Source organism: Youngimonas ophiurae (nom. illeg.), from assembly GCF_049803795.1.
In the GTDB taxonomy this organism is placed as follows: Bacteria; Pseudomonadota; Alphaproteobacteria; order Rhodobacterales; family Rhodobacteraceae; genus Thalassobius.
Genome location: NZ_JBNAGJ010000001.1, coordinates 528616 through 551444 on the forward strand (window position 1 = coordinate 528616; position 22829 = coordinate 551444).

The following is a 22829-nucleotide window of genomic DNA, read 5'->3' on the forward strand; positions in this document are numbered from 1 at the left end:
TGTTTCTCTTTCAGGCGGCGCGGCCGACTTGATTGCGCCCGTCGGCCTTGGCGCGATACAGGGCCGCATCCGCGCGATCCAGCAGGCCAGTGGCGCGGCTTTGAACGTGTTCGGCCCGCCGTGCGGCCGCGCCGGCCGGATCCTCCAGGGCCAGCCCGATACTGATGGTCACGGGCACGGCCCCCGCATTGCCAGGCAGCGCAACCGGATCCGCGTTGACCGCCCGGCACAGGCGATCGGCCGTCAGCCGGGCCTGGCCGCTGTGCAGGTCGGGCACGGCGATCAGGAATTCCTCGCCGCCGAACCGGGCCAGCAGATCCCCCGGACGCAATGTGTCGCGCAGGCGGCGGGATACCTCGGCCAGAACGGCATCCCCGGCGCTGTGCCCATAGGTGTCATTCAGCCGTTTGAAGTGATCCAGATCGGCCAGCATCACCGCCAGCCGCCCCTGCGAGCCCCCGGTGTTTTCGACCAGACGGGCCAGTTCCGGCAGCGCATAGCGACGATTGTGCAACCCGGTCAGAGGGTCGATCAGCGCCGCGCGCAGCCCGTTTTGCAAGGTTTCATGCAGCTGATCGGAATGGGCCTTGCGGCGCAGTAGCTGATCCAGGCGGATCGCGGCCTCTTCGGCGTCAAAGGGGCCGGTCATCAGATCATGCGCGCCCAGATCCAGCATTTGCGTGGCCGGTTCGGCCCGGCTGTCGGGCAGGACCACCAGGAATTTGCAGCGCCGGAAACCCGGCTGGGCCCCCAGCGCGGCCAGCAGGGCAGCACCGAAGTCAGGCTCTTCCCCCACGCCCGAGGCAATGACGATGGCATCGGGGGGGCGGCCCTGCCCGAAATCCAGCGACAGCGCGCGCGGAGAATGCAGGGAAAACTGATAGGTCCGCAAATGCTCTAGCCGTTTCATCCAGGTCAGGGCGCGGGCGCTGTCCTCGGATACCAGAGCGATATGCGGCTGATGGCTGAAGCCGGGGGTCTGTTCGGCAAACCCGGCCGAGGCCCGCGCGCTGGAATGCAGGCGGCGATCCTCGCGGCTGGTGCCGTCCCGCAGCAGGCTGCGCAGACGGGCCAGCAGCACCCGGTTGTCGATGGCGCGGTGCATGGCGTCATCGGCCCCGGCGGCCAGCGCGGCCAGGCGGCGATCGCGGCTGGGCTGCGTGTCCAGAATGACGACGGGCAGATCCCAATGCTGCGGGTCGCGGCGCAGGGCCTGGCACAGGTCGCAGGCGCTCATGTCCGGCAGGCTTGAGGCGATCAGAACCAGATCGGGGCGCTCGATCGGCAGCAGCGCCAGCGCCGCCCCCCCCGAGGCCGCCTGCGCGACCTCATAATAGGCCGAGCACAGCCGGGCCCGCAAACCGATGCGGTTCGTCGCAATTCCGTCAATGATCAGAATCTTACCGGGCATAGGGTCCTTGGGTCCAACAGATCATGCAGGTGCATGGTGTGAATTTAGGACTCCTTTATCGGGGAAGATTGGTTAAGAAAGAGTAACCATTCGTTAAGAGGACGCGCGCCTACATGACTTTATCGCGGGATTCCGCCGAAACGCTGGCCTTGGAGGCGTTAACCTGGCTGGTCGGAAATGAAGAGCTGCTACCGGTGTTCCTGGGGGCCAGCGGGGCCGGAATTGACGATCTGAAGGCAGGCGCGGGCGACCCGGCGTTTCTGGGGGCGGTGCTGGATTTCATCTTGATGGATGACGCCTGGGTGATGGCATTCTGCGATGGGAAGGGCACCCCGTACGAGCATCTGATGCAGGCCCGCGCGGCCTTGCCCGGCGGGCAGGCGGTCCACTGGACCTGAGGGCTACAGCGTCTTCAACTGTACGTCGCCGCTCTGGGCCAGTTTGGTTAGCAGGCGCTTCAGCTCGGCCTCTTCGCCGTCGTCCAGAAGATCCGACAGAATTTCAGCGTTCTCGCGGGCAAAGGGCGTGGCAGCGCTGATCGCATTGCAGCCCCTGGCCGTCAGCTCGACACGGCGGGTGCGGCGATCCTGGGTGCCGGAACTGCGCGCCAGCAGGCCGTCATCCTCCATGTGGCGCAGCGCGCGCGAGGTGGCGGTGCGGTCAATCCCCACGAAATCGGCAATATCCGAGGGCTGACACAGCCCCTCATTTCCCACGGCCAGCAAAATACACCAGGTGGTCCGCGTCAGACCCAGCGTTTTCAGTTGCTCGTCCAGGCGCCGTTCCTGCAAACGCGAGGCCAGAGACAGATGATAGCCCAGCGATGTGTGCAGCCGATATGGGGGTTCTTTTTTCATGCGCGCTAAGCGACCCGAACCGCGCGCGAAAGTCAAGCAATCGCCGCCCATTTGCAGGGTTGCCAATTGCCACAGGGCTGGGCAAGTTTGGCACTGTCGCTAGGCCCAAAACAGCGGGGACGGGAATGCAGGTCGCGGGGTTTTTGTTCGATAAGGACGGCACTTTATTCGATTTCCGGGCCACCTGGGATGGCTGGGCCGGGCGGATGATTGCCGAACTGGCTGCGGGCGATGCCGCGCTGATCGCGCGCGTTGCGCAGGCGGTACGCTATGATCTGCAAAGCGGCGGGTTTCACGCCGACAGCCCGTTTATCGCGGGCTCGAACGATGAGGTCGCTCAGGCCCTGGCCGAGGTTCTGCCCAAGTACAGCGCGCCGCAGATCGAACAGTTTCTCAGCATCCGCGCGGTCGAGGCGACGCTTAGCCCGGCCGTCGATCTGGACCCGTTCCTGAGCGGGCTGGCGCGGCGGGGGCTGTCTTTGGGGGTGATGACAAACGATTCCGAATACAGCGCCCGCGCGCAGCTGTCCGAGGCCGGGGTCGCGCAGCATTTCCATTTCATTGCCGGGTTCGACAGCGGCTATGGCGCGAAACCCGAGCCGCAGCCTCTGCTGGCTTTTGCCGATCACATGGCGCTGGATCCGCAGCGGGTGGTGATGGTGGGCGACAGCCTGCACGACCTAAGCGCCGGGCGCGCGGCCGGAATGCAGACGCTGGGCGTGCTGACCGGCACCGCCACTCATGCGGAACTGTCGCCGCTGGCCGATGCGGTGCTGCCCGATATCGGCCATATCCCGGCCTGGCTGGATCGTTAGGTATTCCTGACTTGGCGGCCTTGCCCGCTGCGGATAGCGTGGAGGGCGCTGATCGCGCAGGAGACCCCCATGCAGCAAACCGATGACTGGAGCAAAACCCGCATAGAAATGAGCGCCGTGGGCGTGGCCGGCGGCGGTGCCACCTGGTGGCTGGTCGAGGTCCTGCCCGATCTGCTAAGCAATGATCGCCTGGGGCTGCTGATCTCGATGTCCGTTCTGGGCGTTTTTCTGGTGACGATGGCGATGATGGGGCCGGTGCGTCTGGGGCGGGCGGTTCTGGGCGGGCTGGGCCTGTCGCTGGGCATCGCCCTGCTGACCTTCTGGGCCAGTTTCCGGTTCGACAGCGCCAGCGCCTTCTTCGAGGGCGGGCACCCGGCGGCGGCCGTTCTGGTACTGTATCTGGTGGGGATTCCCTTTCTTCTGGTGATGCTAGAGCACGGGCGCGGCGCGTGGAAAGACTATGCCGCGCTGTTCCAGACCGCCTGGACGATCATCGTGCGGTTTCTGGCGGCGGGTCTGTTCACCGCAATTGTCTGGGGCGTGCTGTTCTTAAGCAATGCGCTGCTGGAGCTGGTGCATATCTCTGTGATCGAGGACGTGCTGGATGTCGATCCCGTTCCTTTCGTGATTTCGGGCGGGGTGTTCGGGCTGGCGCTGGCTGTGGCCTTTGAATGGCGCGATTATATCTCGCCGCATCTGTTGCTGCGGCTGCTACGGCTGCTGGTGCCGATGGTGATGCCGGTGCTGGCGCTGTTCTTGCTGGCGGTGCTGTCGAACGGGCTGGAGAACGTGGTGCAGTTTGGCTCGCAGACCGGGCTGCTGACGGCGGTGGCCATCGGCGGGATCACATTGGTGACGGTCTCGGTGGATCGGGATGCCGCGCATCAGGTGCGCGCGCGTGTGCTGCGCTGGTCAGTCCGGATACTGGCGGTGCTGCTGTTGCCGCTGGCCGGGCTGGCGGTCTGGGGGATTGGGGTTCGCGTTGCCGAATACGGCTGGACGCCTGAGCGCCTGCTGGCCGCGCTAAGCGTCGGGATGGTGGTGCTTTATGGCGGCTCCTATGCGGTGCTGGTGCTGTTTCCCGGCAATTGGGCGGCGCGTTTGCGGGGGGTGAATATTGCTCTGGCGCTGCTGTCCGTGGGGCTGGCCGTGCTGTGGCTGACGCCGGTTCTGAACGCCGAGCGGATTGCCGCCAGATCGCAGGTGGCGCGGATCCTCAGCGGGCAGGTGCGGCCCGATCAGGCTGCCTTGTGGGAATTCGCGCATAAATGGGGGGGCGCAGGCCAGCAGGCGCTGGCCGATTTGCGCGCCCGGCCCGACTATCCCAACCGCGCAGAGATCCTGGCCTGGGCAGCCAAGGCCGAACAATCCGACACCCGCTATCAATACAGCAAACGCGCGCCTGATCCGGCTGGCCCTGAACCGGCTGTGCAGCTGGCCCGGCTGGTGCCGCTGCGCCCGCAGGGGGCCACATTGCCCCCAGGCGCGTTCAGCGCCCTGCCCAAATGGCGGGTCAGCCGCGCGATCGAGGCCTGCCAGCGAGTGTTTGACGATGGTCGCCCCGGCTGCGTCTATCTGCAAATGGCCTTTCTGCCCCATCTGTCCGAGCCTCAGGGCGTTCTGCTGCTGCGCGAAACGGACACGCGCGTGCGCGGCTATATCTATGTGCTGCGGGACGGGCGGCTGGAGCGCGACGCCTTGCTGGCCGACTGGACCACCGGCATAGGGGCCACGTTGCCGGCCGACACGATCCAGAAGGTGCTGGAGGGCGCGTTTCAGACCGAACCGGCCCAGGTCAATGTGCTGAAGATCGGCGAGAGGGCGCTTTTTCCCGACAATTGAAACTATTGAGGGAATCTTAACGGCTGTTCTCTCAGAGTGTATGCTACAAATCTTAGATGGTGAGTGGTATGCACGGGCTCGTTAACCGCGCAATTCAGTGTTTTGTGCGGGACACATATGGTAATGAAATCTGGCTGGATATCGCCAGGGGGGCTGACCTTGAAGGGGCAACTTTCGAGGCGATGCTGTTCTATGAGGACGCCGTGACCGATCAGGTTCTGGCCGGTATCGTCCGCGCCCTGGGTAAGCCTCGCGAAGAGGTTCTGGAAGACATCGGAACCTATCTGGTGTCCCATCCGCAGGTCGAGGCTCTGCGCCGTCTGTTGCGGTTTGGCGGTGTGGATTTCATGGATTTTCTGCGCTCGCTGGATGATTTGCCCGATCGCGCGCGCATGGCCGTTTCCGATCTGGAATTGCCCCTGCTAGAGCTGCACGACGCGGAAGCAAACCACATCCATCTGCATGTGCGCTCGGCTCATGATGGGTTCGGGCATGTGATGCTGGGGGTGTTACGCACGATGGCAGATGACTATGGCGCGCTGGTTTTTCTGGACCTGCGGCATCGGGGGCCGGGCGACGACGTGATCGACATTGCCCTGGTCGAGGCGGCCTTTGCCGAGGGCCGCAGTTTCACGCTCAGCGCGGAGTCCTGAAAATGACCGGATTGCAGCAAGTGGATCTGGAAAACCTGCTGGACACGCTGTGCCCGATGCATCTGGTGCTGGGCGCGGATGGGGTGATCCAGCACGCCGGCCCGACATTGTGCAAACTGCGCCCCAAGCAGGAGATCGCCGGGATGGCGCTCTTCGATCTGCTGGAACTGACCCGCCCACGCCTGTCAGATTTCGAAAAGATCCTGCCGCGTCAGGGCGAAAAACTGCACCTGCAATTCCGCGACGCGCCGCAGACCGCGCTGAAGGGCGTGCTGGTCAAATGCGGCCCGCTGCTGGTGCTGGATCTGTCCTTCGGCATCTCGGTTCTGGACAGCGTGCGCGATTATGACCTCACGAATGCCGATTTCTCGGCCACGGATCTGATCATCGAAATGCTGTATCTGATCGAGGCGAAATCTGCCGCGATGGAGGCCAGCCGCAAGCTGAACATGCGCTTGCAAGGCGCCAAGATCGCGGCCGAGGAACAGGCTTTCACCGACACGCTGACCGGGCTGAAAAATCGCCGGGCGATGGATCATATCCTGGCGCGCCTGATCGGCTCTGGTCAGGTGTTCGCGCTGATGCATCTGGATCTGGATTTCTTCAAGGCCGTCAATGACACGATGGGGCACGCGGCCGGGGATCATGTGCTTCAGCGCGTGGCACAGATCATGGTCGAAGAGGTGCGCAAAGACGATACCGTGGCGCGGGTGGGCGGTGACGAGTTTGTGCTGATCATGAATGGCATCCAGAATCGCGAAACCCTATCCCGGATCGCTGCCCGGCTGATCGAACGGCTGGAGCATCCCATTCCCTTCGGCGGTGAAGAATGTCGGATTTCCGCCAGTATCGGGATCGTTTTGTCGGTGGATTACATGCCGCCGACGGCGCAGCAACTGCTTGAGGATGCGGATGAGGCGCTTTATGCATCCAAGCGCCGGGGCCGGGCCTGCCACAGTTTCCATGTCGCATGAAAAGACCCCGGTCGGGCCGGGGTCTGAATGAGGGCGGAAGCTGCCGTGGCTGCGTCAGCCGGCGGCACGCGCATCCGGTTTGAACCCGATCAGGTCGTCCGAAACGGTGAAACGGCCCCCTTTCAGTTTCTCGATCTTACCCTGGCGCAGCAGTTGCCCGAAAGAGCGCAGCCCATCTTCGCGGCTAAAGCGATATTCCTCGACCTGGCGGGCTTTGTTCATCAACTGCGGACGCGAGAATTTCTGACGCCCTTCCACATAAGACATGTAGGCGGCGGCGGCTTCCATCAGTTCGGACAGATCCTTGACTCCGGCCTGCTGGGCGAATTCGACAAAGCTGGAGGCCTCGCCATCGGGGGCGGGGGTCTGCTCTTCGGCATCGTGGACCGAGACGCGGCGGGGGCGCACGACGGCGGCCTCGGCGGGGGTATCGGTGTCAATACGCTGCTCGGCCACCAGTTTCAGCGGCGCGGGTTTCATCGCGGGGCGGCGCGGTTCGTGATCCTGATCGGCGCCGGTTGCAGGGCGCGGGCGGCGCGGACGCACGACCCGGTTCAGATCGTCGCGATAGGCGTTCAGGCTGTCATCGCCGCGATTGAGCCCGCCGCCAGCTTCGGTTTCGGCGCGGGTGGCCTGAACGGCGGCGCGCAGATGCGCAATGGCGCTGCGGCGATGGGCGCCATCGGGGCGGTCCATTTCCTCGGCGGCTTTGTCCATCAGGCGGCCAACATCGGTTTCGGCCTTGCCCGTGTGGGCCGGGGCCTCTTCGATTTCCTGCGTGTCCTCGGCAAAGATCGAGGTCAGCTCCTCCTCGGGGGGCTCGGCGGGGGCAGGGTCAGCGGTCAGGTTCAGTTCGGCCTCAACCTCGGCCAGTTCCTGCAACAATTCGGCCTCGTCCGCGTCGGACAGAACCGGCGTGGGCGCGTCGGATTCGATCTGCCCCTCCGCCAGAGCGGCTTCGAAATCGGTGCGTTTCATGCGGATAACGCGGGCATGAAGCGGGGGCTCTTCTGCCTCGGCTGGGGTTTCGGATGCCTCGGCAATGTCCTCGGCCAGTTGCGGGTCTTCGGCCGCGGCGACATCAAATTCCAAAGGCTCGTTTTCCAGATCGTCCAGATCGTCCATGTCGTCCAGATCCAGCGCCGGGGCCTCGGGTTCGCGCAGGGCGGTTGCGATCGAGGCGGCGGTGTCGTCCTCGAAATCCTCGGCGTGCTGATCTTCGGAATAGTCGGGGGCGGGGGGCTGTTCGTCCTTGCCGCGCGACACCACGGCCCGAATCCGAGACAGTTTCGCGGCCACGCTTTCCTCGTCAAAGGCGGGGGCTGCGGGGGCGTCTTCGGTGGCTGGCGCTTCGATCGAAAGCTCTTCGGCCAGCAGTTCTTGAGCCAGTGTTTCTTGGGCAGGCATTCCTTCGTCCGGAATTCCTGCGTCCAGCATTTCTTCGTCCGGCTGCTCTTCGGGGTGCGCGGCTTCCTGGATCGGGTCGGCCACGGGGGCGGGCGCAGCCGTTTGTTCGGCGGCCGGAGCTTGGGGGATAACCGGCGCGGGCTGGGTAACCTCAGGCTGGGCGGCAACGGCGGCGGCCGGCTCGGCCGAGGGGCGCAGAACGATCGCGCCTTGCTCTTCGCGGGCATCGACCCGGCGGGCGGCCTCGCGTTCCGCGATCCGGGCCAGCATTTCGGCATCCGGGGTGGGGGGCTCGGCCCCGAAATAACGGTCATCCTGGGCAAGATCGCGGAAATACTCGGCGATCGCCTTCATCATCTCGAACGAGTCGTCAAACCCTTCCAGCGTACAAGAAAACGTGCCGTAAGAGACCGTCAGAATTTTACTCGTGTTGACCATGACTACTCGCTTCCTGGTTATTTTGGTCTATTGTTTACCATCTGGAACCAGACCAATTCGGCACGAATCTTGGGTTTTTACAGTATCATTTTATGGCGATAATGTGATCCCCAGGGTTAACGGGCGCTAAACTATACATGAAACACGCGATTTTTCAGTCCCGCGGGGCGGTGACATTGGTGGGCGGCGGGCAGGTCGGGGCCGGGGATCTGGCCGAGGCGACCGCGCTGGCGCCCGAAATCGTGGCCGCAGACAGCGGGGCGGGCCATGCGTTGCAACACGGATACCGGCCCGCTGCGGTGATCGGCGATCTGGATTCGCTGCCCTGGGCGGTCCGGAACGCCCTGCCCGCAGGCAGCGTGCACCCGATCACAGAGCAGGACAGCACCGATTTCGACAAGGCCCTGCGCAGTATCGCGGCGCCTTTGGTGATCGGCGTGGGCTTTGACGGAGACCGGCTGGATCATGTGCTGGCCAGTTTCAGCGTCTTGGTGCAAAGCCGGCACAAGTGCATTTTGCTGACCCGGACGCAGGTGGTGTTTCACTGCCCGCCGGCGGCGCGGTTGCCCTTGCGGCGTGGCTCTTTGGTGTCGCTGTTCCCGATGGGGCCGGTTACCGGGCACTCGGAGGGGCTGGAATGGCCGATTGCCGGGCTGAAGTTTGCGCCGGACGGGCGGGTGGGGACGTCAAACCGGGCCACCGGGCCGGTTTCGTTGCGGATGGATGGGCCGGGGATGCTGTGTCTGCTGCCGCGCGCGGCGCTGGCAGAAGTGGCCCGCGCCCTGACCGAGGCCCCCGCCTGGCCCGCCTAGCAATTGGGGATATTCACCGCCAGCCCCCCCAGCGAGGTTTCCTTATAATGGTCGTGCATGTCGCGGCCGGTCTGGCGCATGGTCTCGATTGCGGCGTCCAGCGGGACGAAATGCTGCCCGTCCCCGCGCAGCGCCAGGGAAGCGGCTGAAACGGCCTTGATCGCGCCCAGCCCGTTGCGTTCGATACAGGGCACCTGCACCAGGCCTTTGACCGGATCGCAGGTCATGCCCAGGTGATGTTCCAGCGCGATCTCGGCGGCGTTTTCGACCTGTTCGGGCGTGCCGCCCATGACCGCGCACAGCCCGGCGGCGGCCATTGCAGCGGCGGAGCCGACCTCGGCCTGACAGCCTGCCTCGGCCCCGGAAATCGAGGCATTATACTTGATCAGCCCGCCAATCGCTGCCGCCGTCAGCAGGAAATCGTCAATGCGCGCAACCGTGGCCCCCGGCACGTGATCCAGCCAATACCGCAAAACGGCGGGCACAACCCCCGCAGCGCCGTTGGTGGGGGCGGTGACCACCTGACCTCCGGCGGCGTTTTCCTCGTTGACGGCCATGGCGTAGGTGCTGATCCAGTCATTCACCGTATGCGGCGCCGTCATGTTCAGCCCCCGTTCCGCCAGCAGGGCCTGATGGATCGCCCTGGCGCGGCGCCGGACGTTCAGGCCGCCGGGCAGGGTGCCCTCGGTTTCCAGGCCGCGCGTGATGCAGGCGTTCATGACCGTCCACAGACGGGCCAGGCCCCGGTCCATCTGCGCATGACCGGCCCGAGAGATCTCGTTTGCGGCTTTCATCTGGGCGATGGTCTTGCCCGATTGCGCGGCCATTTCCAGCATCTGAGCGGCCGAATGAAACGGAAACGGCACGGGCGGGCCGTGATCCGTCTGGCCGCCCTGGGCCAGCTCGGTTTCTGTCAGCACAAAGCCGCCGCCGACGGAATAATATGTCTCTTGCAGGATTACATCGCCCTGCGCGTCGGTTGCCATCAGGATCATCCCGTTGGCATGGCCGAGCAGGGGCGTGTCATAGTCAAAGATCAGGTCCGTCGCGGGGGCAAAGCGCAAGCTGCCCAGATCGTCATGCCTAAGCGCACCAGTGGCCCGGATGTCCGCCAGCGCGGCCTCGGCCCGGTCATGATCGTAGGTTTCGGGCGCGAATCCGGCCAGCCCCAGGATCGTCGCGCGGTCGGTGGCGTGCCCGACCCCGGTAAAGGCCAGCGATCCGTGCAGGCTGGCGCGCAGGCCGGAAAAGTCAAAGGGCGAGGCGCGCATCAGCCCCAGAAACCGCGCCGCCGCCACCATCGGCCCCATCGTGTGCGACGAGGACGGGCCGACTCCGATTTTGAACATATCAAACACCGACAGGAACATCTTTTCACCGCTTTTTCGGGCCCGTAAGGAAGGCGCACCGTGTTCATGCGCCCAGTATAGTGCGCTTTGCGGCGGCTCTAACGCCCCAAATACGACCGATCGCGCCGGGAAACGGCTAAACTCTGGCGCGGTTAACCAAATTGAAAGGGCTCCGGACGCATCCTGTGCGCATCAAAAGCGCTGAAACACGTTCGAATGCGGCTCAGTTCCGGTTCCCCTGCGCCCGCGTCTGGGATTTGGCCAGGGGCCCGCGGCGGAACCGGCATAAATGCGAGGAAAGACAGCTTTGAGGCAATAATTCCAATGGCGGCGGTCAGGGGCGGGGGATTTCGTCGTTTTCATCGTGGCCCTGCACTCGCATCTTTTCTATAAGCGTTCCAAATTAAACGGAGTCGCTGCCATGACCGGAGAATTGTCGCCCATCGACAAGGCCAAATTTGTCGCCGCCAAACGCGCGGTGGATTTCATCGAAGACGGAATGAAAGTGGGGCTGGGCACGGGCTCGACCGCGGCGTGGATGGTACGCTGTCTGGGCGAACGCGTGCGCCAGGAAGGAATACGCATCAAAGGCGTGCCGACCTCGACCCGGACCGCCGTTCTGGCCGCCGAGGTCGGAATCGAGGTGATCAGCCTGGACGAGGCCAAATGGCTGGACGTTACCATCGATGGCGCGGATGAATTCGATTCCGAATTCAACCTGATCAAGGGCGGCGGCGGCGCGCATCTACAGGAAAAGGTCGTGGCCACGGCCAGTGACCGGATGGTGGTGATCACCGATGCCAGCAAAGAGGTGGAAACCCTGGGCGCCTTTCCGCTGCCCGTCGAGGTGATCCCCTTCGGCTGGCAGACCTCCAAGGCGCTGCTGGAGGAACTGCTGATCTCGATGGATGTGATGGGGCGCGAAACCAGCCTGCGGATGAACGGCGATGTGCCCTTTGTCACCGATGAGGGCAATCATATCGTCGATCTGCATCTCAATCGCATCGGCAATCCGCGCCAGCTGTCCATGGCCCTGAACCAGATCCCCGGTGTGGTTGAAAACGGTCTGTTCATTGATATTTGTGACACGGTGGTCATCGGGTACGGTGATGGCCGGGTCGAAACGCGCGATATTAACGAAGGCACCGTTCAGAGCGACCGCTTGGATTTTGTCGAGGCGGACAACCTGTTCACGGACCTGTCGGATTGAGCCGCGCCTTGGCGTAAGGAGATTGGCGCGCAGATGTTGCAAAAAATGACGATGATCCTGATCGGACAGGCCGAGCGCCGTCTGGGCGTTGGGCTGGATTATACCCGGCAGATTGCGCGCACGGATTTTGGTTTGCTGCGACGCTATAACCGCATTTTCGGCTTTCTGGACCCTAACAAGAAAGTGCCGGTGCAGGCCTTTCATGCGGCACGGCTGCGCGGGGCTATGGCGGCCGATTGCGGCACCTGTGTCGAGGCCGAGATAAACCTGGCCCGCGCCGCCGGTCTGGACGATGGCCTGATTGATCAGGTTCTGGCCGGGCGTGGGGCGCAGATCTCGCCTGAGCTGGCGGCGGTGATCGCTTTGGCTGACGCCGTGACCGCGCAGCACGAGGATGACGCCGGCGCGCGCGAAACCATCCGCGCCGCTTGGGGCGAGGCCGGGCTGATCGAGCTGGCCTATGCGATGAACGGCGCCGCGCTGCTGCCGGGGATCAAGCGGGCGATGGGCTATGCTACGACCTGCAATCTGGACATCTTGCGCAAAACACACACATCATCAGCGGCGCCCAAGGCGTCCTGACAGAAACAAAACAACAAAGAGCGGAAAAGCAAAGCGATGAGCAGTTTTGACTATGATTTGTTCGTGATCGGCGGGGGCTCGGGCGGGGTGCGCGCGGCGCGTGTTGCGGCGGGCGATACCGGGGCCAAGGTGGCCCTGGCCGAGGAAGACCGCTATGGCGGCACCTGCGTGATCCGGGGCTGTGTGCCCAAAAAGCTGATGGTTTTCGCCAGCGAATATGCGGGCATGGCGGACGATGCGGCGGCCTATGGCTGGGACGTGTCGCTGGGCGCGTTCAACTGGGACAGTTTCAAGGGCAAACTGAACGCCGAGCTGGACCGGCTGGAGGGCATTTATCGCAATCTGCTGAAGGGCTCGGGCGTGGACAGCTTCGACGCCCGCGCGCGGGTGGTGGATGCGCATACGGTCGAGCTGTCGACGGGCGAGCGTAAGACCGCGAAACACATTCTGCTGGCGATGGGTGGCCGTCCGGTGAAACCCGATCTGCCAGGGGCCGAGCTGGCCATTACCTCGAATGACATCTTCCATCTGGAGAAGATGCCGGGCAACATTTTGATCCTGGGCGGCGGCTATATCGCCTGCGAATTCGCGGGGATTTTGAATGGCCTGGGCGTTGAGGTGACGCAATATTATCGCGGCGCGCAAATCCTGCGCGGCTTTGACGATGAGGCCCGCGGCCTGGTGGCCGAGGAAATGATCCAGCGCGGGGTGAACCTGCATCTGGGCACCAATATTCTGTCGATGGAGCAAACCGCCGATGGCCGGATCAAGGTCAAGGCCACCAATGGCGATGAAACCGTCTTTGATCAGGTGATGTTCGCCACGGGCCGTGCGCCCAACACCGATGACATGGGCCTGGAACAGACCGGCGTGAAGCTGGGCCGGGGCGGTCAGGTGCTGGTGGACGATTATGGCCAGACCGAGGTGCCCTCGATCTACGCCGTGGGGGACGTGACCGACCGGGTGAACCTGACCCCGGTCGCGATCCGCGAGGGCATGGCCTTTGTCGAAACCGTGTTCAAGGGCAACCCCACCAAACCCGATCACGAGCTGATCCCTACCGCGATCTTCACCCAGCCCGAAATGGGCACCGTCGGCCTGAGCGAAGAGGCCGCGCGCGAGGCGGGCCCGATCGAGGTCTACTGTACCTCGTTCAAACCGATGCAGACGGCCTTTGCCGGACGGGCGGAACGTGTGATGATGAAACTGGTGGTCTGCGCCGACACCCGCCGTGTGCTGGGCTGTCATATCGTGGCCCCCGGCGCGGGCGAGATGATCCAGCTGGCCGGTATCGCGGTCAAGATGGGCGCCACCAAGGAAGACTTCGACCGGACCGTGGCGGTTCATCCCACCATGTCCGAGGAAATTGTGACGATGAAGGCCCCCGTGCGGACGGCCTGAACTTGAAAATCGCGGCGGACTGCACAGGTAATGGGCAGTCCGTTGAGAACTGAAAAAAGGAATACTGCTTTATGGCTGGGAATTCTGGCGGCCCCTGGGGCGGCGGCGGAAACAGAGGAGGCGGCGACGACCATCGCCCCAATAACGGAGGAGGGCGCCGTCCGCAGGACGACAGCCCCCAGATCCCTGAGATCGACGAGCTGATGAAAAAAGGCCAGGAACAGCTGCGCGTCCTGATGGGCGGCGGTGGCGGCGGGGGCCAGAAGGGCGGCCGCGGCGGGCGTCCCTCGGGGCCTGGGTTCTCGAAGGGGACGATCGGCCTGGCCGTTGTGGCCGCGATTGGCCTGTGGGCCTTTGGCAGTTTCTACACCGTCAAACCCGAGGAACAATCGGTCGAGCTGCTGCTGGGCAAATACAATGCCACCGGCAACCCCGGCCTGAACTTTGCCCCCTGGCCCTTCGTGACGGCCGAGGTGCTGAACGTGACCTCCGAGCGGACGGAAACCGTGGGCGTGGCACGCGGCGCGCAGGAAACCGGGCTGATGCTGACCACGGACGCCAATATCGTGGATATTGATTTCCAGGTGGTGTGGAACATCAACGATCCGGCGAAGCTGCTGTTCAACATCCGCGATCCGCGTCTGACGGTTCAGGCGGTCTCGGAATCGGTGATGCGCGAGATCATCGCCGCCAGCAATCTGGCGCCGATCCTGAACCGCGACCGTGGCCTGATCGCCGATACCGCGCGCGAAAGCATCCAGGCGACTTTGGATGAATATGAAAGCGGGATTAACATCGTCCGCGTGAACCTGGAAAAAGCCGACCCTCCGGTCGAGGTGATCGACAGTTTCCGCGCCGTGCAGGCCGCCGAACAGGAACGGGACCGTCTGCAACGCCAGGCCGATGCCTATGCCAACAAGGTGCTGGCCGAGGCGCGCGGTGAAGCGGCCCAGAAACTGGAAGAGGCCGAGGCCTATCGCGCGCAGGTCGTCAACGATGCCCTGGGTGAGGCCAGCCGCTTCAGCGCGGTTCTGGCCGAGTATCAAAAAGCCCCCGAGGTGACTCGGAAACGCCTGTATCTCGAAACCATGGAGAAAGTCCTGGGCGAGGTCGATAAGACCATTCTGGATCAGGGCGTGATCGGGCAGGGCGGCACCGGCGTGGTGCCTTACCTGCCGCTGAACGAAACTCGCAAAGGGGAGAACTAAGCCATGAATAAGGTGACTTTTCTGATCCCCATCGTGGTGATCGCCATTGTGGGCGCGCTGTCCTCGGTTTTTGTGGTGGATGAGCGCGAGAAGGCGCTGGTGCTGCAATTCGGCCAGATCAAGGCCGTCAAGGAAGAGCCGGGTCTGAGCTTTAAAATCCCGCTGATTCAAGAGGTTGTCACTTACGATGACCGTATCTTGTCGCTGGATACCGAAACCATCGAGGTCACGCCCTCGGATGACCGCCGCCTGGTGGTGGACGCCTTCGCGCGCTACCGGATTTCGGATGTGGTGCAGTTCCGTCAGGCCGTTGGCGTGGGCGGTGTGCGTGTGGCCGAGGACCGTCTGTCCTCGATTCTGAACGCGCAGATCCGCGAGGTTCTGGGGGCCGATCAGGTGACCTCGGACACGATCCTGTCCGAAGATCGCCGTCAGCTGATGGTGCGGATTCGCAATCAGGCCCGCGCCAGCGCGCGCAGCCTGGGCGTCGAGGTGGTGGACGTGCGTCTGAAACAGACCAACCTGCCGTCGCAGAACCTGAACGCCACCTTCGCCCGGATGAAGGCCGAGCGCGAGCGTGAGGCCGCCGATGAGATCGCCCGCGGTAACGAAGCGGCGCAACGTGTGCGCGCCCTGGCGGATCGGACCGTGGTGGAAACCCTGTCCGAAGCCGAACGCGAAGCGCAGGTGACCCGCGGTGAAGCCGATGCGCGCCGCAACAACATCTTTGCCGAGGCCTTTGGTTCGGATCCCGAATTCTTTGCCTTCTATCGGTCCTTGCAGGCCTATGAGAAAGCGCTGAAGGGGGGGAATTCCTCTTTGGTGATCACGCCCGACAGCGAGTTTTTCGACTATCTGAAGGCCGACACGGTGGCGCAATGATGGAAATCGCACTGTTGGCCCTTGGGCTGGTGCTGATTGTCGAGGGGCTGGCCTATGCGCTGGCCCCTTCGCTTATTGAGGCGATGCTGGAGGCGCTGCGGGCCCTGACGCTGGAGCAGCGGCGGATGCTGGGGCTGGCGGCTGTGGCGGGGGGCGTTGTTCTGGTGTGGCTGGCCAAGGCGCTGGGGGCGTGAGGGATTTGTGCGGTTCTTGGGGCGCTGCCCCAAACCCCGGAGTATTGGCCGAGCAAAGAAGGGGCTCGCGGGCGGTTCACGGCCTCTTGAGGGGTTGCGAGAGGGATTGAGTTGCATGTTCGGCGCAGGGCTGGAAAGGTGGCGGGGACAGCCGGGATCAGAGGCCGGTTGATATGGAGATCAAAGGAGAGATGGGTGTGAGCAGTCTGGCAATGTCGCAACCGTATCGGAATGGTGTGCGGGCAGTTTGGTTTGGCGTGGTGGCGCTGGCCCTGGTTCTGGCGCAGGCAATGAACGCGGCCGCGCGGCCTGACAGTCTGGCGGATCTGGCTGATAAGATCAGCCCTTCGGTGGTGAATATCACCACCTCGACGGTGGTGGCGGGGCAGGCGGGGCCGAACCCGATTGTGCCCGAGGGCAGCCCGTTCGAGGATTTTTTCAAGGAATTTCAGGATCGGAACCGGCAGGGGGATCGGCCTCGGCGCAGTTCGGCTCTGGGGTCGGGATTCGTGATTTCCGAGGATGGGTATATCGTTACGAACAACCATGTGATCGAAAGCGCCGATGAGATCATCATCGAGTTTTTCAGCGGAGAGGAGCTGGAAGCCAAGGTTGTGGGGACCGATCCCAACACCGATATTGCTTTGCTGAAGGTCGAGGCGGAAGAGCCGTTGGATTATGTCATGTTCGGCGACAGCGATCAGGCGCGTGTGGGCGATTGGGTGATGGCCATGGGCAATCCGCTGGGGCAGGGGTTCTCGGTTTCGGCGGGGATTGTTTCGGCGCGCAACCGGGCGCTGTCGGGCAGCTATGACGATTATATCCAGACCGATGCGGCGATTAACCGGGGCAACTCGGGCGGGCCGCTGTTCAACATGGATGGCGAGGTGATCGGCGTGAACACCGCGATCCTGTCGCCTAATGGGGGCTCGATCGGGATTGGGTTCTCGATGGCGTCGAATGTGGTCAGCAAGGTGGTGGCGCAGCTGAAGGAATTCGGTGAGACGCGCCGCGGCTGGCTGGGAGTGCGCATTCAGGACGTGACCGACGATGTGGCCGAGGCGCTGGGGCTGGAAACAACCTCCGGGGCGCTGGTGACGGATGTGCCCGAAGGGCCGGCGAAAGAGGCCGGGATGGTGCAGGGCGATGTGATCCTGTCCTTTGACGGGGTAGAGGTCAGCGACACCCGCAGCCTGGTGCGTCAGGTGGGCAACACCGAGGTCGGCAAGGCCGTGCGCGTGGTGGTGTTCCGCGAGGGCAAGACCCAGACGCTGAAGGTGACTCTGGGCCGCCGTGAGGCCGCCGAGGCGGTGCCCGCCGCCGTTGAAAAACCCGCCGAGGAGGTTGCCCCCAAAGAGATGCTGGGCCTGACGCTCAGCCCTCTGACCGAGGAACTGCGCGGCGAGCTGCAACTGAAGCCGGCGGCGCGCGGGCTGGTGGTGATGGATGTGGATGAGACCTCGGAGGCCTTTGAAAAGGGGCTGCGCGCGGGGGATCTGATCACCGAAGCGGGCCAGCAGAAGGTAGAGAGCCTGGGCGACCTGAAGGCGCGGGTTGAGGATGCGCAAGAGGCAGGGCGCAAGTCGCTGCTGCTGCTGATCCGCCGCGCAGGCGAGCCGCGTTTCGTAGCGCTGTCGATCACCAAGTAACCTGTCTGGAGATCGCAAAAGAGGCCGTCCCGTTTGGGGCGGCCTTTTTGTTGGTCAGGACGGATCCGCGGGGCGTTGGATGGCGATCAGCCCCAGTTTGCGCGCCGCAGCGGTTGACAGAATGCCCGAATCCAGCCCCTGCGGCTGCTGATAGCGGCGGATGGCGGCGCGGGTGGGGGCATCCATTTGCGCGCTGATACTGCCGCGATACAGGCCACGCGCGGCCAGGGCGCGCTGCACCGAGGCGATGAACTCGGGGCTTTGCTCTTCGGGGCAGGGCGTTTCGAACCAGGTGTCGCGGCGCTCTTTGACGATGCGCTGCTGGGTTTCGGTCTTGTAGATGGCCGGGGCCAGGATGGCTCCGTCGCTGTTGATCTGGGCGGGTTGCAGCATGATCTGAACCGTCACCGTTTCAATCACCGCAGGCGAGGTATGTTTGCCCCAGCAGGTGCCGGGGGCCGCGCCGGGCGGGGCTTGTTCATAGGAACGCGTGACCTGAGGTTCGGGCGTCAGATGCGGCACGGGCAGGCTGGCGTTGCAGGCGGCAACGCTGAACAGGGCCAAAAGGGCCGGTAGTTTGAAACGGGTCATCTGCTCGTGCCTCTTGCGGCTTTTGCGGGCAGTGTAGCCTGTTTGCCCGCTTTGGGGAAGCGTGCGCAGGCGATCACGCAAAAGACACTGGCACCGGGCGCTGAGATTGCCTAGGTATCTGGGCGACACATGATCTAAGACACTGATGTAAGACCAGGAGCCTGCCAGATGGCGAAAATCACCTATATCGAGCATAACGGCACCAAACATGTTGTGGACGTGGCCAACGGGCTGACCGTGATGGAGGGCGCGCGCGACAATAATATCCCCGGCATCGAGGCCGATTGCGGCGGGGCCTGCGCGTGCTCGACCTGCCATGTTTATATCGACAAGGATTGGGTTGCCAAAGTGCCGCCCAAGGACGCGATGGAAGAGGATATGCTGGATTTCGCCTATGAGCCGAACCCCGAGACCTCGCGTTTGACGTGCCAGATCAAGGTGACGGATGCGCTGGACGGTCTGATCGTGAACCTGCCCGAAAAGCAGATTTGATGGCGGGTCTGGGCCGGTCAGGGGCGCCGCGTCTGCGCGCGCGTGCGTTGCGTCGTTGCGTGCGCGGCGTTGTGGCGGCGTTGTGCTTGGGGCTGGCGGGCGCGGGCGGTGCTGTCGCGCAGATTGTCGAGGCCAGCTATGTTCAGCCCGTCGATCGCTATCACCATGACATTCTGGGTGACACGCCCGAATGGGGCGGGATGCGCTTGCGTCTGTCGGACGGGCGGGTGCTGACGATCACCTTGCCCGAGTCCAAGATTTTCGAGGACATCGCCCCGCGTCTGGTGGATGTGGACGGGGATGGCGATGCCGAGGTGATCGCGGTGGAAACCTCGGCCAGTCTGGGCGCGCGGCTGACGGTCTGGGATGAAACCGGCGTCATTGCCGCCACCCCCAATATCGGCCGGCGCAATCGCTGGCTGGCGCCGATTGGCGCGGCGGATCTGGACGGTGATGGCAAGATCGAGATCGCCTATATCGACCGGCCTCATCTGGCGCGGCTGCTGCGGGTGTGGCGCTTCGATCAGGGGCGGCTGGTGCTGGTGGCCGAACGCGACGGGCTGACCAATCACCGCATCGGGGACGCCGAGATTTTCAGCGGTCTGCGGGATTGCGGCGAGGGGCCCCGGATGGTCACGGTGAATCGCGATTGGTCTCGGTTGATGGTTTCGGCTTTGGCTGGGGGCGGGATCGTCACGCAGGACATCGGCCCCTATCGCGGACCTGCGAGTTTGCGCGCGGCTTTGGACTGTCGTTAGCGGCGTCCAGGCGGGCCATCAGGACGGCCTGGGGGCAGGCTGGAAGCCGAGAGCCAGGGGCTTGGCCCAGCTGAAACCCGCTCCGATCAGGATCAGCAGCCCGGCGGGCAAAGCGCTTGCTGCCAGACGCGCGGGGGCGATGCCCGCAGCCAACGTAAAATCGCAATCGTCAATTCCAGAAACGCCGCGCGCGCGGCCCCGGTTCCGGCGCTGCTATTGTGCCCAATCCGATAACCCCGCCTGTCTGCGTCCAGCTGTCATGAGCGATTCGTGGTAGCCTCGACCGAAGGTTATCCCGGTGGCTTCTTGTAGGTTCAGGACTCAGAATTTACCGGGTAATATGTTGTTTTCCAAATGAAGCTCCTGCCTCTGGCGCAGGAGGGTGGGTCTAAGCCGAAAACGGCTCACTGGTCCGAGTTCACCACATGCGGCCCGGCCAGTGTGCCCAGCGACTGGAACAGGCTGGCGGTGTTGCTGACCCGGAATTTTTTCAGCAAGCGGCCGCGGTGCACCTCGACCGTGCGATAGGACATGCCCAGAATCTGCGCGATTTCCTTGCTGGTTTTGCCCTCGCCCATCAACGAGAACACCTCGCGTTCGCGCCGTGTCAGCGGCTGATAGGGGCGGGATTTGGACAGGTCTGCAAAGCTCCAGACGGCGCGTTGCAGCGGGTCGTCGGGGGTGAAACTGTGGCCGCGCACCCGAACCCAGAACATCTGCCCGTCCTTGCGCGCCATCACCCGTTCATCCCAGTAGCCCGTGTTTTCCTGTAGATCCTTCACGCCGCGATTGCGGATGTTGGCGAACTCTTCCTCGGAGGGGTAAAGGATGTTGAACAGCTTGTCGCGCAGCTCGCCGCGCTGGTATCCGAACATGGCGGCAAAGGTGGGGTTGCAGTCCCGGATCACACGGTTTTCCGTCACCACCAGCCCGATGGGCGCATGGGTGAACATCAGCTCCATGAAATCGCCCGAGGCATAGGCCTGATCAACGTGGTCTGACATGGTTTGGCGGGTTCCCTGGATGCTTCGGCGCCATGATAGGGCGGCTGTGGGCGATGCGCAAATGGGCTGTTGTGCGAAATTTGTTCACAAAATGTTCTTTCGCGATTAGGCTGCTGTTAACCGGCAGGAGGCATCATGCATACCCAACGTGAAAAATATGAAAGGATGAAGGCGCTGCACGCCGGTCCTGGGGCGTTTGTCATTCCTAACGCATGGGATGCGGGCTCGGCGCGGTTGCTGGAAAGTTTGGGGTTCCAGGCGCTGGCCACCACCAGCGCGGGATATGCCTTTGCCAGGGGTAAACGCGATTCCTTTGCGGCGCTCAGCCGGGAAGAGATTTTGCACAATGCGGCCGAGATCGTTGGGGCCGTCGACCTGCCGGTTTCTGCGGATCTGGAGGATGGGTTTGGCCATGCGCCTGACATATGCGCGGCGACCATACGCCAGGCCTGTGATACGGGGCTCGTGGGTGGCTCGATCGAGGACGCGACGGGCGATCCCGATGCACCGATCTATGAGTTCTCGCTGGCTGTCGAGCGGGTTCAGGCCGCAGCCGAGGCGGCGCAAGGCTTGCCGTTTCTGCTGACCGCCAGGGCTGAGAACCATTTGTGGGGGCAGGGCGATCTGGCGGACACGATCAAACGGCTACAGGCCTTTTCCCAGGCGGGGGCGGATGTGCTGTATGCGCCCGGATTGCCAGATATTCAGGCGATCCGCACAGTCTGCCAAGAGGTTGACAAACCTGTGAATGTGGTGATGGGGCTGCGCGGGCCGGGTTATTCGGTGGAAGAGCTGGCGCAGGCCGGGGTGCGGCGGGTCAGCGTGGGCGGCTCGTTCGCTCGTGCGGCCTTTGGGGCGTTGATGCGCGCCGCCGAGGAGGTGCGCCAGCACGGCACCTTTACCTATGCCGCGCAAGCGATGCCGGGCGCCGATCTGGAGCGGCTGATGTCGCCCGGCAAGCCGGGCGAGCGTTCCTGAGCGGATTTACAGCGCGCGCCAGCCGATATCGCGGCGGCAGAAGCCTTGGGGCCAGTCGATCTGATCGACCATGGCATAGGCGCGATCTGCGGCCTGGCGCAGGCTGTCGCCGCGTGCGGTGACGTTCAGCACGCGCCCGCCGGTGGCGATGATCTGACCTTCCTTGGCGCTGGTGCCCGCGTGGAAACACATCTCATGCGCGGTTTCGGGCAGAGCCTCCAGCCCTTTGATCACGCTTCCTTTTTCATACGAACCGGGATAGCCGTTGGCGGCCATCACCACGGTCATGGCGTGGTCGTCGGCCCAGTTCACACGGGCCTCGGACAGGCGGCCCTCGGCGCAGGCTTGCATCAGGTCCAGCGCCTGCGCGCCCAGCCGTAGCATCAGCACCTGGCATTCCGGGTCACCAAAGCGCACGTTGTATTCCACCAGGCGCGGCTGACCGTCCTTGATCATCAGACCGGCATAAAGCACCCCCTGATAGGGCATCCCGCGGTCGGCCATGGCCTTCATCGTGGGGCGGATGATTTCCGCCATCGCTTTTTCAGCAATGTCGTCCGACAGGACCGGCGCGGGGGAATAGGCCCCCATGCCGCCAGTGTTCAGGCCGGTATCGCCTTCGCCGACGCGTTTGTGATCTTGCGCGGTGCCGATGGGCAGGCAATCCTCGCCATCGACCAGAATGAAGTAGGAGGCTTCCTCGCCCTCCATGAATTCCTCGATCACCACTTCGGCCCCGGCGGCCCCGAATTCACCGCCGAACATGTCGTCGATGGCGTCCAGCGCGGTCTGTTCGTCCATCGCCACGATCACGCCCTTGCCGGCGGCCAGCCCGTCGGCCTTGATCACGATGGGCGCGCCGTTTTCGCGGATATGGGCCTTGGCGGCATCCGCATCGGTGAAATGGCCGTAGCCCGCGGTGGGTGCGTTCGCCGCGTCGCAGATTTCCTTGGTGAAGCTTTTCGAGGCCTCCAGCCGTGCGGCATCCTTGGATGGTCCGAACACGCTGAAACCCGCCGCGCGCAGATCATCGGCCACCCCGGCCGCCAGCGGGGCCTCGGGGCCGACGATCACGAAATCAATCGCGTTTTCCTCGGCGAAATTCACCACGGCCACGCCGTTTTCGATGTCCAGACTGGCGCAATCGGCGATGGCGGCGATCCCGGCATTGCCCGGTGCCACGATCAGCTTGTCACATTTGGGGTTTTGCATGACGGCCCATGCCAATGCGTGTTCGCGTCCGCCGCCGCCCAGGATGAGGATATTCATGCCATGTCTCCGCTTGGCCTCTTGTCTGAGGCGTTCTAAGGTGGCTGGCGCAC

The 22829-nt window shown here is 63.7% G+C and carries 23 protein-coding genes; 16 read left to right on the forward strand and 7 right to left on the reverse strand.

Features of this window, described 5'->3' with window-relative positions; all coding sequences use genetic code 11:
- Positions 1–10: 10 nt before the first annotated feature.
- Positions 11–1411 carry a diguanylate cyclase domain-containing protein gene (locus ACP15O_RS02805; protein WP_425094516.1) on the reverse strand — a complete coding sequence of 467 codons (1401 nt, stop codon included), beginning with the start codon at positions 1409–1411 and terminating at the stop codon, positions 11–13.
- A 113-nt stretch (positions 1412–1524) separates the two neighbouring features.
- Here ACP15O_RS02805 and ACP15O_RS02810 point away from each other — a divergent pair, with 113 nt between their 5' ends.
- Complete coding sequence (locus ACP15O_RS02810) at positions 1525–1809, forward strand: DUF3572 domain-containing protein (RefSeq protein ID WP_425094517.1); 285 nt, start codon at positions 1525–1527, stop codon at positions 1807–1809.
- 3 nt (positions 1810–1812) lie between these two features.
- Here ACP15O_RS02810 and ACP15O_RS02815 read toward each other — a convergent pair whose 3' ends face one another.
- Entirely contained in the window at positions 1813–2268 is a 456-nt protein-coding gene (locus ACP15O_RS02815; RefSeq protein WP_425094518.1) for a MarR family winged helix-turn-helix transcriptional regulator, read from the reverse strand.
- 125 nt (positions 2269–2393) lie between these two features.
- Here ACP15O_RS02815 and ACP15O_RS02820 point away from each other — a divergent pair, with 125 nt between their 5' ends.
- From ACP15O_RS02820 to ACP15O_RS02835, 4 genes are all read left to right on the forward strand, one after another.
- Entirely contained in the window at positions 2394–3083 is a 690-nt protein-coding gene (locus ACP15O_RS02820) for an HAD family hydrolase (RefSeq protein WP_425094519.1), read from the forward strand.
- A 69-nt stretch (positions 3084–3152) separates the two neighbouring features.
- The gene (locus ACP15O_RS02825; protein ID WP_425094520.1) at positions 3153–4925 is read left to right on the forward strand and encodes a DUF4153 domain-containing protein; all 1773 of its coding nucleotides are present in this window, start codon (positions 3153–3155) and stop codon (positions 4923–4925) included.
- Between the two features lie 68 nt (positions 4926–4993).
- Complete coding sequence (locus tag ACP15O_RS02830) at positions 4994–5578, forward strand: heme NO-binding domain-containing protein (protein ID WP_425094521.1); 585 nt, start codon at positions 4994–4996, stop codon at positions 5576–5578.
- Between the two features lie 2 nt (positions 5579–5580).
- Positions 5581–6552, forward strand: coding sequence for a GGDEF domain-containing protein (locus tag ACP15O_RS02835; RefSeq protein ID WP_425094522.1), 972 nt, complete (start codon positions 5581–5583; stop codon positions 6550–6552).
- A gap of 54 nt (positions 6553–6606) precedes the next feature.
- Here ACP15O_RS02835 and ACP15O_RS02840 read toward each other — a convergent pair whose 3' ends face one another.
- Positions 6607–8397 (reverse strand): hypothetical protein, encoded by a 1791-nt coding sequence (locus ACP15O_RS02840; protein ID WP_425094523.1) that lies wholly within the window; start codon positions 8395–8397, stop codon positions 6607–6609.
- Between the two features lie 137 nt (positions 8398–8534).
- Between ACP15O_RS02840 and ACP15O_RS02845 the strand changes: the two genes are divergently transcribed.
- Positions 8535–9209: a thiamine diphosphokinase gene (locus ACP15O_RS02845; RefSeq protein ID WP_425094524.1), complete on the forward strand. Its 675-nt coding sequence runs from the start codon at positions 8535–8537 to the stop codon at positions 9207–9209.
- Here ACP15O_RS02845 and ACP15O_RS02850 read toward each other — a convergent pair.
- On the reverse strand, positions 9206–10579 hold the full coding sequence (locus tag ACP15O_RS02850) for an L-serine ammonia-lyase (RefSeq protein WP_425094525.1): 1374 nt from the start codon (positions 10577–10579) through the stop codon (positions 9206–9208). The genes ACP15O_RS02845 and ACP15O_RS02850 overlap by 4 nt on opposite strands.
- Positions 10580–10979: 400 nt before the next feature.
- On the opposite strand from ACP15O_RS02850, the gene rpiA reads away from it, so the two are divergent.
- From rpiA to ACP15O_RS02885, 7 genes are all read left to right on the forward strand, one after another.
- A complete protein-coding gene (rpiA, locus tag ACP15O_RS02855; protein ID WP_425094526.1) occupies positions 10980–11768 on the forward strand; it encodes a ribose-5-phosphate isomerase RpiA in 789 nt (262 codons plus the stop codon).
- A gap of 33 nt (positions 11769–11801) precedes the next feature.
- Positions 11802–12350 carry a carboxymuconolactone decarboxylase family protein gene (locus ACP15O_RS02860; protein ID WP_425094527.1) on the forward strand — a complete coding sequence of 183 codons (549 nt, stop codon included), beginning with the start codon at positions 11802–11804 and terminating at the stop codon, positions 12348–12350.
- Between the two features lie 36 nt (positions 12351–12386).
- On the forward strand, positions 12387–13751 hold the full coding sequence (gene gor / locus ACP15O_RS02865) for a glutathione-disulfide reductase (protein WP_425094528.1): 1365 nt from the start codon (positions 12387–12389) through the stop codon (positions 13749–13751).
- A 71-nt stretch (positions 13752–13822) separates the two neighbouring features.
- Positions 13823–14959, forward strand: coding sequence for an FtsH protease activity modulator HflK (gene hflK, locus ACP15O_RS02870; RefSeq protein WP_425094529.1), 1137 nt, complete (start codon positions 13823–13825; stop codon positions 14957–14959).
- Between the two features lie 3 nt (positions 14960–14962).
- Positions 14963–15841, forward strand: coding sequence for a protease modulator HflC (gene hflC, locus ACP15O_RS02875; RefSeq protein ID WP_425094530.1), 879 nt, complete (start codon positions 14963–14965; stop codon positions 15839–15841).
- Complete coding sequence (locus ACP15O_RS02880) at positions 15841–16035, forward strand: DUF2065 domain-containing protein (protein ID WP_425094531.1); 195 nt, start codon at positions 15841–15843, stop codon at positions 16033–16035. The genes hflC and ACP15O_RS02880 overlap by 1 nt, the downstream gene beginning before the upstream one ends.
- Positions 16036–16247: 212 nt before the next feature.
- On the forward strand, positions 16248–17684 hold the full coding sequence (locus ACP15O_RS02885) for a Do family serine endopeptidase (RefSeq protein WP_425094841.1): 1437 nt from the start codon (positions 16248–16250) through the stop codon (positions 17682–17684).
- A gap of 54 nt (positions 17685–17738) precedes the next feature.
- Here ACP15O_RS02885 and ACP15O_RS02890 read toward each other — a convergent pair whose 3' ends face one another.
- Complete coding sequence (locus ACP15O_RS02890) at positions 17739–18275, reverse strand: peptidoglycan-binding domain-containing protein (RefSeq protein WP_425094532.1); 537 nt, start codon at positions 18273–18275, stop codon at positions 17739–17741.
- Positions 18276–18443: 168 nt separating this feature from the next.
- Between ACP15O_RS02890 and ACP15O_RS02895 the strand changes: the two genes are divergently transcribed.
- Both ACP15O_RS02895 and ACP15O_RS02900 read left to right on the forward strand, forming a co-directional pair.
- Positions 18444–18767 (forward strand): 2Fe-2S iron-sulfur cluster-binding protein, encoded by a 324-nt coding sequence (locus ACP15O_RS02895; protein WP_425094533.1) that lies wholly within the window; start codon positions 18444–18446, stop codon positions 18765–18767.
- Entirely contained in the window at positions 18767–19525 is a 759-nt protein-coding gene (locus ACP15O_RS02900; protein ID WP_425094534.1) for an FG-GAP repeat domain-containing protein, read from the forward strand. The genes ACP15O_RS02895 and ACP15O_RS02900 overlap by 1 nt, the downstream gene beginning before the upstream one ends.
- 404 nt (positions 19526–19929) lie before the next feature.
- On the opposite strand, the gene ACP15O_RS02905 is transcribed toward ACP15O_RS02900, so the two are convergent.
- Positions 19930–20529 carry a helix-turn-helix domain-containing protein gene (locus ACP15O_RS02905; protein WP_425094535.1) on the reverse strand — a complete coding sequence of 200 codons (600 nt, stop codon included), beginning with the start codon at positions 20527–20529 and terminating at the stop codon, positions 19930–19932.
- A gap of 135 nt (positions 20530–20664) precedes the next feature.
- On the opposite strand from ACP15O_RS02905, the gene ACP15O_RS02910 reads away from it, so the two are divergent.
- Complete coding sequence (locus ACP15O_RS02910; RefSeq protein WP_425094536.1) at positions 20665–21507, forward strand: isocitrate lyase/PEP mutase family protein; 843 nt, start codon at positions 20665–20667, stop codon at positions 21505–21507.
- Between the two features lie 6 nt (positions 21508–21513).
- Here ACP15O_RS02910 and purD read toward each other — a convergent pair whose 3' ends face one another.
- On the reverse strand, positions 21514–22776 hold the full coding sequence (gene purD / locus ACP15O_RS02915) for a phosphoribosylamine--glycine ligase (RefSeq protein WP_425094537.1): 1263 nt from the start codon (positions 22774–22776) through the stop codon (positions 21514–21516).
- Positions 22777–22829: the final 53 nt, after the last annotated feature.

What these genes read in the sequence shown, in the direction of transcription:
- ACP15O_RS02810 (WP_425094517.1), top strand. Translation starts at nt 1,525, where the DNA reads ATGACTTTATCGCGGGATTCCGCCGAAACGCTGGCCTTGGAGGCGTTA.
- ACP15O_RS02840 (WP_425094523.1), bottom strand. Translation starts at nt 8,397, where the DNA reads ATGGTCAACACGAGTAAAATTCTGACGGTCTCTTACGGCACGTTTTCT.
- rpiA (WP_425094526.1), top strand. Translation starts at nt 10,980, where the DNA reads ATGACCGGAGAATTGTCGCCCATCGACAAGGCCAAATTTGTCGCCGCC.
- ACP15O_RS02805 (WP_425094516.1), bottom strand. Translation starts at nt 1,411, where the DNA reads ATGCCCGGTAAGATTCTGATCATTGACGGAATTGCGACGAACCGCATC.
- hflK (WP_425094529.1), top strand. Translation starts at nt 13,823, where the DNA reads ATGGCTGGGAATTCTGGCGGCCCCTGGGGCGGCGGCGGAAACAGAGGA.
- ACP15O_RS02910 (WP_425094536.1), top strand. Translation starts at nt 20,665, where the DNA reads ATGCATACCCAACGTGAAAAATATGAAAGGATGAAGGCGCTGCACGCC.
- ACP15O_RS02860 (WP_425094527.1), top strand. Translation starts at nt 11,802, where the DNA reads ATGTTGCAAAAAATGACGATGATCCTGATCGGACAGGCCGAGCGCCGT.
- ACP15O_RS02890 (WP_425094532.1), bottom strand. Translation starts at nt 18,275, where the DNA reads ATGACCCGTTTCAAACTACCGGCCCTTTTGGCCCTGTTCAGCGTTGCC.
- ACP15O_RS02895 (WP_425094533.1), top strand. Translation starts at nt 18,444, where the DNA reads ATGGCGAAAATCACCTATATCGAGCATAACGGCACCAAACATGTTGTG.
- purD (WP_425094537.1), bottom strand. Translation starts at nt 22,776, where the DNA reads ATGAATATCCTCATCCTGGGCGGCGGCGGACGCGAACACGCATTGGCA.
- ACP15O_RS02900 (WP_425094534.1), top strand. Translation starts at nt 18,767, where the DNA reads ATGGCGGGTCTGGGCCGGTCAGGGGCGCCGCGTCTGCGCGCGCGTGCG.
- ACP15O_RS02850 (WP_425094525.1), bottom strand. Translation starts at nt 10,579, where the DNA reads ATGTTCCTGTCGGTGTTTGATATGTTCAAAATCGGAGTCGGCCCGTCC.
- ACP15O_RS02820 (WP_425094519.1), top strand. Translation starts at nt 2,394, where the DNA reads ATGCAGGTCGCGGGGTTTTTGTTCGATAAGGACGGCACTTTATTCGAT.
- gor (WP_425094528.1), top strand. Translation starts at nt 12,387, where the DNA reads ATGAGCAGTTTTGACTATGATTTGTTCGTGATCGGCGGGGGCTCGGGC.
- ACP15O_RS02845 (WP_425094524.1), top strand. Translation starts at nt 8,535, where the DNA reads ATGAAACACGCGATTTTTCAGTCCCGCGGGGCGGTGACATTGGTGGGC.
- hflC (WP_425094530.1), top strand. Translation starts at nt 14,963, where the DNA reads ATGAATAAGGTGACTTTTCTGATCCCCATCGTGGTGATCGCCATTGTG.
- ACP15O_RS02835 (WP_425094522.1), top strand. Translation starts at nt 5,581, where the DNA reads ATGACCGGATTGCAGCAAGTGGATCTGGAAAACCTGCTGGACACGCTG.
- ACP15O_RS02905 (WP_425094535.1), bottom strand. Translation starts at nt 20,529, where the DNA reads ATGTCAGACCACGTTGATCAGGCCTATGCCTCGGGCGATTTCATGGAG.
- ACP15O_RS02815 (WP_425094518.1), bottom strand. Translation starts at nt 2,268, where the DNA reads ATGAAAAAAGAACCCCCATATCGGCTGCACACATCGCTGGGCTATCAT.
- ACP15O_RS02885 (WP_425094841.1), top strand. Translation starts at nt 16,248, where the DNA reads ATGTCGCAACCGTATCGGAATGGTGTGCGGGCAGTTTGGTTTGGCGTG.
- ACP15O_RS02830 (WP_425094521.1), top strand. Translation starts at nt 4,994, where the DNA reads ATGCACGGGCTCGTTAACCGCGCAATTCAGTGTTTTGTGCGGGACACA.
- ACP15O_RS02825 (WP_425094520.1), top strand. Translation starts at nt 3,153, where the DNA reads ATGCAGCAAACCGATGACTGGAGCAAAACCCGCATAGAAATGAGCGCC.
- ACP15O_RS02880 (WP_425094531.1), top strand. Translation starts at nt 15,841, where the DNA reads ATGGAAATCGCACTGTTGGCCCTTGGGCTGGTGCTGATTGTCGAGGGG.